Annotated in this window: 9 protein-coding genes; all 9 read right to left on the minus strand. The window is 71.1% G+C overall.

Annotation, left to right across the window (positions count from 1 at the left end):
* Window positions 1–38: 38 nt before the first annotated feature.
* Entirely contained in the window at window positions 39–902 is an 864-nt protein-coding gene (gene prmC / locus HNR10_RS09085) for a peptide chain release factor N(5)-glutamine methyltransferase (RefSeq protein ID WP_179822388.1), read from the minus strand.
* A 96-nt stretch (window positions 903–998) separates the two neighbouring features.
* Window positions 999–2,066, minus strand: a complete 1,068-nt coding sequence (gene prfA, locus HNR10_RS09090) for a peptide chain release factor 1 (RefSeq protein WP_179829622.1) — start codon at window positions 2,064–2,066, stop codon at window positions 999–1,001.
* Between the two features lie 114 nt (window positions 2,067–2,180).
* Window positions 2,181–2,390, minus strand: coding sequence for a 50S ribosomal protein L31 (gene rpmE, locus HNR10_RS09095; protein WP_053618285.1), 210 nt, complete (start codon window positions 2,388–2,390; stop codon window positions 2,181–2,183).
* A 463-nt stretch (window positions 2,391–2,853) separates the two neighbouring features.
* Window positions 2,854–4,860, minus strand: a complete 2,007-nt coding sequence (gene rho / locus HNR10_RS09100) for a transcription termination factor Rho (protein ID WP_179822390.1) — start codon at window positions 4,858–4,860, stop codon at window positions 2,854–2,856.
* 439 nt (window positions 4,861–5,299) lie between these two features.
* A complete protein-coding gene (thrB, locus tag HNR10_RS09105) occupies window positions 5,300–6,238 on the minus strand; it encodes a homoserine kinase (protein ID WP_179829623.1) in 939 nt (312 codons plus the stop codon).
* 35 nt (window positions 6,239–6,273) lie between these two features.
* On the minus strand, window positions 6,274–7,332 hold the full coding sequence (gene thrC / locus HNR10_RS09110) for a threonine synthase (protein WP_179829624.1): 1,059 nt from the start codon (window positions 7,330–7,332) through the stop codon (window positions 6,274–6,276).
* Window positions 7,333–7,501: 169 nt separating this feature from the next.
* Window positions 7,502–8,788: a homoserine dehydrogenase gene (locus HNR10_RS09115; RefSeq protein WP_179822392.1), complete on the minus strand. Its 1,287-nt coding sequence runs from the start codon at window positions 8,786–8,788 to the stop codon at window positions 7,502–7,504.
* 66 nt (window positions 8,789–8,854) lie between these two features.
* Window positions 8,855–10,240 (minus strand): diaminopimelate decarboxylase, encoded by a 1,386-nt coding sequence (gene lysA, locus HNR10_RS09120; protein ID WP_179822393.1) that lies wholly within the window; start codon window positions 10,238–10,240, stop codon window positions 8,855–8,857.
* A 29-nt stretch (window positions 10,241–10,269) separates the two neighbouring features.
* Complete coding sequence (iscB, locus tag HNR10_RS09125) at window positions 10,270–11,577, minus strand: RNA-guided endonuclease IscB (protein ID WP_179822395.1); 1,308 nt, start codon at window positions 11,575–11,577, stop codon at window positions 10,270–10,272.
* Between the last annotated feature and the right edge of the window lie 159 nt (window positions 11,578–11,736).

Consider the following 11,736-nt stretch of genomic DNA (forward strand, 5'->3'; position numbering starts at 1 on the left):
CAGGTCCGGGAGGAAACGTGTCCCCGGCCCGTGGCACGTCAGCCGTCCCCGTCGGCGCGGCGCATGACCACGAAGCGGTCGCGACGGGCCATGTCCTTGCGGTTGAGGACGTCGCGCCAGCCCTGGTCCTCGGGGAACAGCCGGGGGATGTCGATGCCCTGCCCGTCATGGTGTTCGACCGCCATCGCGCCGCCGGGGCGCAGCAGCCTGCGGCCGACGGCCTCCAGGTCGCGGATCATGTCGAGCCCGTCCTCGCCCGACCAGAGCGCGGGCGCCGGGTCGTAGTCGCGGACCTCCGGCGGGATCGCCCCGGCCTCGCGGGTGGGGACGTAGGGCGGATTGCTGATCAGCAGGTCCACGCGGCCGTTGAACTCCGGCAGCGCGGTGCGCAGGTCGCCCTCGTGGGCGGTGACCCGGTCGGCATGGCCGCTGGACTCGATGTTGCGGCGGGCCCACGCCAGCGCCGCCGGGTCGATCTCGACGGTGTGCACGCGTGAGCGCGGCACCTCCTGGGCGATGGAGATGGCGATGGCTCCCGAGCCGGCGCCGAGGTCGACGACCAGCGGGTCGGCCACGTCCATGGCGCGCAGAGTCTCGATCGCCCAGTCGACCATGATCTCGGTCTCCGGCCGCGGCACGAACACCCCGGGTCCGACCTGGAGTTCCAGGTACCGGAAGTAGGCGCGACCGGTGATGTGCTGGAGGGGTTCGCGTGCCTCCCTGCGGGCCACGCACTCCCAGTAGCGGGCGTCGAAGTCGCCGTCGCCGACCGCGTGCAGCTCCCCTCGACGGACACCGTGCACGAACGCCGCGAGCTCCTCGGCGTCCGTCCGGGGCGATGCCACTCCGGCCTCCGCGAGCCTCAGTGTGGCGCGGGCGACCTCGTCGAGCAGGAAGTTCATCGATCTGCTTGAGGAACGTTCCCCTGGCCTGGCCAGGAAGGACGTCCCTGCCTCCTTCTGTGTGGTGGCAGGTCCCGCTTCGGGGCGGGAAGCACGTTACGACTGGGCGGCTTCGAGCCTCTCCTTGGTGTCCGCGTCCACCAGGGCCTTGACGACCCCGCTGAGGTCCCCGTCGAGGACCTGGTCGAGGTTGTAGGCCTTGTAGCCGACCCGGTGGTCGGAGATGCGGTTCTCCGGGAAATTGTAGGTGCGCACCCGCTCGGACCGGTCCACGGTGCGGACCTGGCTCTTACGCTCCGCGGCCGCCTCGGCGTCCGCGCTGGCCTGGGCCTCGGCGTAGATGCGGGCGCGCAGGATGCGCATGGCCTGCTCCTTGTTCTGGAGCTGGCTCTTCTCGTTCTGGCACGAGGCGACGATGCCGGTCGGCAGGTGCGTGATGCGGACCGCGGAGTCGGTGGTGTTGACGGACTGTCCGCCGGGCCCGGAGGAGCGGTAGACGTCGATCCTCAGGTCCTTGGCCTGGATGTCGACCTCGACGTCCTCGGCCTCGGGGACCACCAGGACGCCCGCCGCGGAGGTGTGGATGCGGCCCTGGGACTCGGTGACGGGGACGCGCTGCACACGGTGCACGCCGCCCTCGAACTTGAGCTGGGGCCACACGCCGGAACCGGGCTCGGGGGTGCCCCGGTTCTTGAAGGCGATGGTGATGTCCTTGTACCCGCCGAGGTCGGAGTGGGTGGCGTCGATGACCTCGGTCTTCCACCCCTGGCGCTCGGCGAAGCGCAGGTACATGCGCACGAGGTCGCCCGCGAACAGCGCGGACTCCTCGCCGCCCTCTCCGGCCTTGACCTCCATGATGAGGTTCTTGTCGTCGGAGGGGTCGCGGGGGACGAGCAGGACGCGCAGGCGCTCGGTGAGCTGCTCGGCCTCGGTGGTCAGGCGGTCGGCCTCGTCGGCGAACGACGAGTCCTCGGCGGCGAGCTCGCGCGCGGCCTCGATGTCGCTCTCGACCTCCCGGAGCGCGCGGTAGGACTCGATGATGGGCGTGAGCTGGGAGTAGCGCTTACCCAGTGTCCGTGCCTTGCCCTGGTCAGCGTGCACCTCGGGGTCGGCGAGCTGTTGTTCCAGCTCGTAGTACTCCCCCAGGAGGTCGTCCAGCTTCAGTTCTGCCACATCTGCCGCCTAGTTCGCTTGCCTGCCCTGTGTCTCGCCCCGTGCGGGGCCGATCCGGTCCCCGTGGCGCCGACGCCGTCGGCGCCACGGGGGCGTAGGGCGGCGCTACTTGCGCTTGCCGAAGCGCTTCTCGAAGCGGGCGACGCGGCCACCGGTGTCCATGATCTTCTGCTTGCCGGTGTAGAAGGGGTGGCACTCGGAGCACACGTCGGCGCGCAGCTTGCCCTCGGTGATCGTGCTGCGGGTGATGAAGTGGGCCCCGCAGGTGCAGGTCACCTCGGTCGCGACGTACTCGGGGTGGATGTCGGCCTTCATGTGCTTCTCCTTGCTCGGGCGACCGCCGGACGCATGCCGCGCGCACCACCACCGGTGGGGTGGCGCGTTCGTGTGCGGACATGCGCGAACCGGTGCCGCGCTGTTCCAGGTGGTGGGCCGGCGGGCCGTCCCTCACAGGAGGCAGGCCGAGTCCCTGTACCAGTTTGCCAGACCGACAACCATGCCGGGACCAGTCCCTATTCCCACCGCCGTCCGTGGACGCCCGTCCCGGACGGACGGGAGCACGCACGGCGGCCCCCTCCCCGGTGCGGGGAGGGGGCCGTCGACGGACTACGGCGGGCTAGGTCGTGTTTTGTGAAGCATTCCGGGCTCGCGGCCGCCAGGCTGCCTCTCGCTGCGCCTCTGCGCTCGTGAAGCACAACCGGGCTGAACTTCGCACATCGTCTTGCGAGAGATGGCCTGACGACCGCTCACTCACCCGAAAGCCTTCAAAAAACACTCCCTAGCGGTCGCGCTCGGGCCCGACGGTCGTCTGCTGGATCTGCATCAGGAACTCGGCGTTGCTCTTGGACTCGCGCATCTTGTCCAGGAGCAGCTCGATGGCCTGTTGGGTGTCCAGGGCGTGCAGCACCCGGCGGAGCTTCCAGACGACGGCCAGCTCCTCGCGCGACATCAGGATCTCCTCCTTACGGGTGCTGGAGGCGTCCACGTCCACGGCCGGGAAGATCCGCTTGTCGGCCAGGCTCCGGTTGAGCTTGAGCTCCATGTTGCCGGTGCCCTTGAACTCCTCGAAGATCACCTCGTCGGCGCGCGAGCCGGTCTCCACCAGCGCCGTCGCCAGGATGGTCAGCGAGCCGCCGCCCTCGATGTTGCGGGCCGCGCCGAAGAAGCGCTTGGGCGGGTACAGCGCCGTGGAGTCCACACCACCGGACATGATGCGCCCGCTGGCCGGGGCGGCCAGGTTGTAGGCGCGGCCCAGGCGGGTGATCGAGTCCAGCAGGACGACGACGTCCATGCCCATCTCCACGAGGCGCTTGGCCCGCTCGATGGCCAGGTCGGCGACGACCGTGTGGTCCTCGGCCGGACGGTCGAAGGTCGAGTGGATGACCTCGCCCTTGACCGTGCGCTGCATGTCGGTGACTTCCTCGGGCCGTTCGTCGACCAGGATCACCATCAGGTAGCACTCGGGGTTGTTCTCCGTGATCGCGTTGGCGATCGACTGCATCACCATCGTCTTGCCGGCCTTGGGCGGCGAGACGATGAGACCGCGCTGGCCCTTACCGATGGGCGCGACGAGGTCGATGATGCGGGTGGTGAGAATGCCCGGCTCGGTCTCCAGGCGCAGCCGCTCCTGCGGGTACAGCGGAACGAGCTTGGAGAACTCCTGGCGGCCCTTGGCCTGGTCCGGCGACATGCCGTTGACCGAGTCCAGCCGCACCAGGGCGTTGAACTTCTCCCGGCGCTCGCCGTCCTTGGGCTGGCGGACCGCACCGATGATGTGGTCGCCCTTGCGCAGGCCGTGCTTGCGCACCTGGGCGAGCGAGACGTAGACGTCGCTCTGCCCGGGCAGGTAGCCGGTGGTGCGCACGAAGGCGTAGTTGTCCAGGATGTCGAGGATGCCCGCGACCGGCAGCAGGACGTCGTCCTCACCGATCACCGGCTCCGGCTCCTGGCCGCTGCCTCCGCGTCCGCGCCGGTCACGACGGTCGCGACGGCGTCCGCGACGGCGCCCGCCGCCGAAGTCGTCATCGTCGCTGGGGCCGCCTCCGCCGCGGCCCTGGTTCTGGCCGCCGCCCTGCTGGCCGCCGGAGGAGCTTTGCTGGTCGTCACCACCCCGGTTGCGGTTGCGACGGTTGCGCTGGCGCTCTCGACCCTGCCCGGACCTGGTGTCACGGTCCTCGGAGGTGTCGGGGCCGTTCTTCTGGGGGGTGCTGGATGTCTTGGTCACGCTGCTCGCGGTGGTAGAGGAGTCGGTGCCGTCCACCGATCGGGCCTTCTCGCCGGACTCGTCGCCGCGCCTGCGGGACGATCGACGGTTGCGGGACGGCTTGTCGCCCCGCGCACCCTGGGAGTCGGTCACGGCCTGGTCCGACGGACGCTCGTCCGCGCGCGTGCGCGGCGCTTCGTCCGTGCCCGACGTGTCGGGGGTACGAGCCTCGGTCTGGCCGTCGGTTTCCTCGACCTTACCGGTCTTGGGCGCCGCGTCGGCTTTCTTTGGGGATTTGGCCTTGGCCGGAGCCCCGGCGGGGCCTCCCCCCTTGGCCTCGATCGCCGCGATCACGTCGCTCTTGCGCATGCGCCCCGTACCGGTGATGCCCAGGCTCGACGCGAGCTTTTGCAGCTCGGGGAGCTTCAGCGCCGCGAGCCCGGTACCGCGCGACGCGGCGCGGGACCGCGACGGCGCCGACGCACCAGTTGGCGCGGCATCGCCAGCCTCCGCCGCGGAAGCGTCGGTGGTGGCTTTGCTGTCGACCGCCGCGTCCGTGTGGAGTTCGGTGGTGTCGCTCACTAAGGGTCCTTCCCAAGGAGCGGGCTTCGGCCGTCAGCTTCTGCTGGAGCGGCCGGCCCGATGGTGCGAACCGGCAGGCAGCCGGGTAGGGCGTGCCCCACGTGGATGTCGGAAACCGGCGGTAGACGGTCCCCTACCCAATCGCGGCGGGCTCTGGGTACAGCCAGACGTCGGGGCGGGTGGCTCGGTGGTGTTGCCCGTCAACCCTGGTGGCACGCTCATCCGGGGAGAAGCGCACTGGGGAGACGTTGGCACAGTCGCGGGGAAACCGCTGACTCGACACAGTGGCCACCGCTTCCGGGAGGTCGTGAGAACGGACCACCGGAGTATGGGATGCGGAAGCCGCTGTGGCGGATGAGCACTTGCCCCGCAACGGGGCATCTGGTGCTTCACCTAGCCTAACATCACCAGAGGCCACGGCTATTCCTCGACACAGGTGCTACGAATGGGGAGATGGGGTCCGCACCCCCGCCGGCTCGACGAGCAGGGGGCGTATGTCCCAATCATTACCCGTCCTGCGACTGATCGAATCAATCTGCCGGACGATTTCCGGTGATTCCTCGCTCGCGATTCCCTCGCGCACCGTGCACAGCACCAGCACCGTGGGACCCGCCCCGGACACCACCGCGGGCAGCCGGTCGAGTTCGCGCAGGTCACGGACCAGATCCAGGGTCCTGGGCATGGCCGGGGCCCGGTAGGACTCGTGTAGCCGATCCTCGGTGGCCGCGTACAGGTCTGCCACGTGGCCACAAACGGCCGCGGTGAGCAGCGCGGCGCGCCCCGCGGTGAAGGCCGCGTCCCCGTGCGGGACGCTCTCCGGGAGCAGGCCGCGGGCACGCTCGGTGGACAGCCGCCACTCGGGCACGCACAGCACCGGCAGGACGCGCGGGTCGGGGGTGAGCGCGGCCGCGCCCCACCGGTCGCCGTCGCGGTAGGCCACCGTGTAGCCGCCGAACACGCACGGGGCGACGTTGTCGGGGTGGCCCTCCAGGTCCGCCGCGATCTGGTAGATCCAGTCGCGGTCCGGCCCGCCGTCGGGTCCCGTCCGCCCCAGCAGGGCGCCGGCGGCGGCGACGCCGCCCACGATCGCCGAGGAGGACGAGCCCAGGCCCCGGGCGTGCGGCACGTTGTTGACGCAGGCCAGGTCGAGGCCCGGCAGCTTCTCCCCCGCCCGTTCGAAGGTCTCGCGCATCGCGCGCACCACGAGGTGGCGTTGGTCGAGCGGGACCTCTCCGGCGCCCTCCCCCGCGACCTCGACGCGCAGGTCGCCGTCCTCGCGCAGGCGGACGTCGAAGACGTTGTCCAGCCGCAGTGCCAGGCCCAGGGCGTCGAAGCCCGGACCGAGGTTGGCGCTGGTGGCCGGCGCGCGGACGACCACCCTGGTGGGGCGTGATGGGTTCACGGTCGCCCTTCTCAGACGAGGTCGAGGGCCTTGGCCGCGGCCAGGGCGTCGACGGGGACGGTGGTGGCGGAGGAGGCTCCGGCCAGTGCCCAGTCGGGGTCCTTGAGGCCGTTGCCGGTGACGGTGCACACGACGCGGCTGCCGCGTTCGACCTGGCCGGCCTCGACGGCCTGGAGGAGTCCGGCGACGCTGGCCGCGGAGGCCAGTTCGACGAAGACGCCCTCCTCGGCGGCGAGGAGCTTGTAGGCGGCCATGATCTGGCGGTCGGTGACCTTGTCGATGAGGCCGCCGGACTCGTCGCGGGCCTGTTCCGCGAGCTTCCACGAGGCCGGGTTGCCGATGCGGATCGCCGTGGCGATGGTGCTCGGGCTGGTGACGGGCGCCCCGTCGACGATCGGCGCGGAGCCGCTGGCCTGGAAGCCGAGCATCCGGGGGCGGCGCGTGGCGATGCCGTCGTCGGCGTACTCGCCGTAGCCCATCCAGTAGGCGGTGATGTTGCCGGCGTTGCCCACGGGGATGCAGTGGACGTCGGGGGCGTCACCGAGGGCGTCGACGATCTCGAAGGCCGCGGTCTTCTGCCCCTGGAGGCGGTAGGGGTTGACCGAGTTCACCAGGGCGACGGGGTAGTCGACGCTGAGCTTGCGGGCCAGTTCCAGGCAGTCGTCGAAGTTGCCGTCGACCTGGAGCAGGCGGGCGCCGTGGACGAGGGCCTGGGCGAGCTTGCCCATGGCGATCTTGCCGCGGGGCACCAGCACCGCGCACGTCATACCCGCGCGGATGGCGTAGGCGGCGGCGCTCGCGCTGGTGTTGCCGGTGGAGGCGCAGATGACGGCCTTGGCGCCCTCTTCGGCGGCCTTGGTGATGGCCATCGTCATCCCGCGGTCCTTGAAGGACCCGGTGGGGTTGAGCCCCTCCACCTTCAGGAACACCTCGCAGCCCGTGAGGGCGGAGACGCGCGTGGCCGGCAGCAGGGGCGTGCCGCCCTCCTGAAGGGTGACGACGGGGGTGTTCTCGTTGACGGGAAGGCGGTCGCGGTACTCCTCGACGACCCCTCGCCAGGCCCGTGCCATGCTCACGACAGTGTCCTTTTCGGGTGGAAGCGGCTTCGCTTGACGCGCTGGGGTCGGAGGCGTCCGCCTCGTCGGCGGCGCCCCGACCTGCCACGAGTCTATGACCCCGTGGCGGGTATCTCGAATCTCGGCCCCCGCGTCTCAGAATGCGAGAAGAGGGGTCGAGGGCTCAGTCGGCGAAGGTCTCCACGCGCATCACGCTGGCGACCTCGCGGACCATGTCGTGGCCGCGCAGGCGCTCCACCGTGCTGCTGAGCGCGGAGTCCGGTGCCGGGTGGCTGACCAGGACCAGCTGGGCGTCGTCCCCGCTGCCCTCCTGGCGCACGTTCTTGATGGACACGCCGTGGTCGGCGAAGATCTCCGCGACCTTGGACAGCACACCGGGACGGTCCGCCACGTCCAGGGAGACGTGGTAGCTGGTGATGGTGTGGCCCATGTCGTGGACCGGCAGGCCGGTGTCGTGGGCGCCCTCGGCCACCGAGGTGTCGGCGATCCGGTTGCGCACCACGGCGACCAGGTCGCCCAGGACCGCGCTGGCGGTCGGCGTGCCCCCGGCGCCCGCGCCGTAGAACATCAGCCGGCCGGCCGACTCGGCCTCCACGAACACCGCGTTGTAGGCCTCCTTGACCCCGGCCAGGGGGTGCTCGACCGGCAGCATCACCGGGTGGACGCGCACGCCCACGGACGCCCCGTCCTCCGAGCGCTGGCAGATGGCCAGGAGTTTGACGACGCAGCCCATGTCGCGGGCGCTGGCGATGTCGGCGGCCGAGACACCGGTGATGCCCTCGCGGTGCACGTCGGCGGCGGTGACCCGCTGGGTGTGGAAGGCCAGCCGCGCCAGGATCGCGGCCTTGGCCGCGGCGTCGAAGCCCTCGACGTCCGCGGTGGGGTCGGCCTCGGCGTAGCCCAGCGCCTGGGCCTCCTCCAGCGACTCCGTGAAGCCCGCGCCGAGGGAGTCCATGCGGTCCAGGACGTAGTTCGTGGTGCCGTTGACGATGCCCAGCACCCGGTGGACCCGGTCCCCCGCCAGGGAGTCGCGCAGGGGGCGCAGGAGCGGGATCGCCCCGGCGACCGCGGCCTCGTAGTACAGGTCGACCCCGGCGTCGCGCGCGGCGGCGTGCAGTGTCTGGCCGTCCTCGGCGAGCAGCGCCTTGTTGGCGGTCACCACGGACTTGCCCGCCTTCATCGCGGCGAGCATCAGCGACCGGGCCGGCTCGATGCCGCCGATCACCTCGACCACCACGTCGATGTCGGGGCGCGTCACCAGACCCGTGGCGTCGGTGGTCAGCAGCGCCGGATCGACACCGCGGTCGCGGTCCATGCGCCGGACCGCGATCCCGCCGATCTCGATCGGCGTGCCCACGCGCGCGGCCAGTTCCTCGGCCTGCTCGTTGACCAGGCGCACGACTTCCGAACCCACAACGCCGCATCCGAGCAGCGCCACCTTCATCGCCATTTGGGCGTGACTCCCAGTTCTCTCGTGTCCGACGGTCGCGCGGCGGTGCCGCGGGCGGCGGACGGTTCAGCCTACGTCGAGGCGGAGCAGGTCCTCCTCGGTCTCCCTGCGCACGATCACGCGTGCCTCGCCGCCGCGGACCGCGACCATGGCGGGCCGGGGCAGGTGGTTGTAGTTGCTCGCCATGGAGTAGCAGTAGGCGCCGGTCGCGGCGACGGCCACGAGGTCCCCGGGCCTGAGGTCGGCGGGCAGGTGGAGGTCGTGCACGATGATGTCGCCGCTCTCGCAGTGCTTGCCGACCAGGCGCGAGAGCATCGGTCCGGCGTCGCTCTCGCGTGAGACGAGGCGGCCGGTGTACTCCGACCCGTACAGGGCGGTGCGGATGTTGTCGCTCATGCCGCCGTCGACGCTGACGTAGGTGCGGATGCCCTCGACGTCCTTGACGGTGCCGACCTCGTAGACCGTGATGCCCGCGGGTCCGGCGATGGCGCGGCCGGGCTCGACGGCCACGCGGGGCTGGGGCAGGCCCGCCTCCTCGCACTCGCGGCGCACGATCGCGGTGAGGCTCTGGGCGATCGTCTTGGCGTCCAGCGGGTCGTCACCGGAGGTGTAGGCGATGCCGAGGCCGCCGCCGAGGTCGAGCTCGGCCAGGGTGACGCCCTGCTCCTCGTGGACGCCGGCGAGGAAGCGGGTGACCCGGCGGGCGGCCACCTCGAAGCCGGAGGTGTCGAAGATCTGGGAGCCGATGTGCGAGTGCAGGCCCACGAGGTCCAGGTGCGGCGCGGCCAGGACGCGGCGGACGGCCTCGGCGGCGGCGCCGGTGCTCATCGCGAAGCCGAACTTCTGGTCGTCGTGCGCGGTGGCGACGAACTCGTGCGTGTGCGCCTCCACACCGGTGGTGACCCGGATGAGCACCTTGGGGCGGCGGTCGAGTTCGGCCGCGACGCCCTCCAGGCGCTCGATCTCGTCGAGGGAGTCGATGATGATGCGGCCCACGCCCACCTCGACGGCCCGGCGCAGCTCCCGGGTGGACTTGTTGTTGCCGTGCATGCCGATCCGGTCGCCCGGGACCCCGGCGGCCAGGGCGACGGCCAGTTCACCGCCCGAGCACACGTCGAGCTTGAGGCCCTCCTCCATCACCCAGCGGGCCACGGCCTTGGTCAGTAGCGCCTTGCCGGCGTAGTAGACGTCGGCGTCGGTGAAGGCCGTGCGGAAGTCGCGGGCACGGCCGCGGAAGTCCTCCTCGTCCATGACGAAGAGGGGCGTCCCGTAGGTCCGGGCGAGGGTGGCGACGCCGACGCCGCCGACGGTGAGCTCTCCGTCGTCGCGGCGGGACGTGGCGGGCCACACCCGGGGGTCGAGTTCGTTGAGGTCCTCGGGCGGCAGCGGCGGGTTGTCCTCGGGCAGGACCTCCGCGTGGCGGGATCCTGCCGGGTGGGCGTAGCGGCTCATCTGTTCGTTGGGCGTGGAAACCCGGTCCTTCAGGACCGGGAGGAAACGCCGCTCTCCTTCCTGGTGGTGTAGGCGTAGCCGTCGGCGCGCTGGAGCAGGCGGAGGTACCTGTGGCCGATGCCCTGGACGGTGCCGTGGCCGGTGGTGATGTTGAAGCTGCCCGAGGCGCGCACCGCGACCCGGCCGGTGTGGGTCCCGGCCTTCTTCCCCTTCGGGACGACGGCGCGGACCAGGTCGCCGGTGGCGAACCCGAAGAACCCTTTGGTACGCGGCAGCCGCAGGCGCGGGAACCCGTGCCTGTCGGGTCGGGTACGGGCATAGGACCCGCGCCCCGCACAGCCCACGACCAGGACCGTGTGCACCACCTCGGTGACCGTCTCGGCCTTGCCGACACAGAGCGCGTCCAGGGTATGGGACTTGGGCAGGTGGTTACGGGTGCGGTTCCACTTGGTGCGCCCGCCCGAGCCGACGTGGGCGGGCAGACGGATGTCCAGGGCCCGCCACAGTGCCCACCGGGTGGACTGGACTGCGGCGGCATCCTTCAGTGGTGACTTGGCTTGGGCTTTGACCCGGGCCAGGGTGCGGGCGTTCTTCACGAACTCCTCGACCGGCTGGTCGTCCTTGTCCTGGTTGCAGGGCACGCAGGCCAGGACCAGGTTGGAGATCCGGTCCGAGCCGCCCCGGGAACGCGGGTGGACGTGATCGATGTTCAGCGGCGTGTTGGTGGCCCCGCAGTAGACGCAGGAGCGGTCGAACTTGGCCAGTAGGTACTCGCGCACCTCGAACCCGCACAGCGTGCCCTGCTGGTACTCGGACTCCTCCAGGGACCGGCCCGCGCTGAGGGCGTGGGTGTCGAACGCCGCCCGCTCCACGTGCACCGCCCGCACGGGAGCGAGCCGGGTGAGCTGGTCCGCCCACGAGACGGTGGTGTCCACCCGGTGACGCAGGGACGGGGGGAGCCACCCCCGGGGTCGGATCCGGTTGTCGAAGCGGGGCGGGCGGTGGCGCAGGTTCGTCGATCGGCGGCGCCGCCGGTAGCCGGACCGCTGTCCCATCTTCTTACGGATCCGGGCGCCGCGGTGGTCGAGCTGGATCGCGTACCGGCCCCGGCGCTGGCCCGCCTGTTCGGTGAACACGGTGATGCCGGTGTGCTTGCTGCCGGGGTCGATGCCGACCTCGACGCCCTCGACCTGGGAGTCGGCTACGGTGCGGTCCTTGAGCCGGATGGTGTAGGGGGTATGGCGCGCGACAACGGCCCGTTCTTTCCTGAGGAGATTACGTGCCCGTGCCGGGTGGCAGGGCTGCAAAGGGGTGCCGCGCTTGTCCAAGACGAACACGGCGGGGTGGACTTGTTCAATGGTGTGGGCCTCACGGCCCTGCTCCCCGGCCCTGGAGGGCTCGGGGGTGACGCCGGTGCCGCCAGGTGAAGCGGCTCCGGTCTCCCCTCGACCATGTTCCGCACCGGGTACCGCCTCGCGGCGATGTCCGCGCCCCGT

Source organism: Nocardiopsis aegyptia (genome assembly GCF_013410755.1).
GTDB classification, from domain to species: Bacteria; Actinomycetota; Actinomycetes; order Streptosporangiales; family Streptosporangiaceae; genus Nocardiopsis; species Nocardiopsis aegyptia.

Excerpts from the sequence above, each read along its gene's own strand:
- prmC (WP_179822388.1), bottom strand. The coding sequence starts at position 902 with ATGAACTTCCTGCTCGACGAGGTCGCCCGCGCCACACTGAGGCTCGCG.
- rpmE (WP_053618285.1), bottom strand. The coding sequence starts at position 2,390 with ATGAAGGCCGACATCCACCCCGAGTACGTCGCGACCGAGGTGACCTGC.
- lysA (WP_179822393.1), bottom strand. The coding sequence starts at position 10,240 with ATGAGCCGCTACGCCCACCCGGCAGGATCCCGCCACGCGGAGGTCCTG.
- HNR10_RS09115 (WP_179822392.1), bottom strand. The coding sequence starts at position 8,788 with ATGGCGATGAAGGTGGCGCTGCTCGGATGCGGCGTTGTGGGTTCGGAA.
- thrC (WP_179829624.1), bottom strand. The coding sequence starts at position 7,332 with ATGGCACGGGCCTGGCGAGGGGTCGTCGAGGAGTACCGCGACCGCCTT.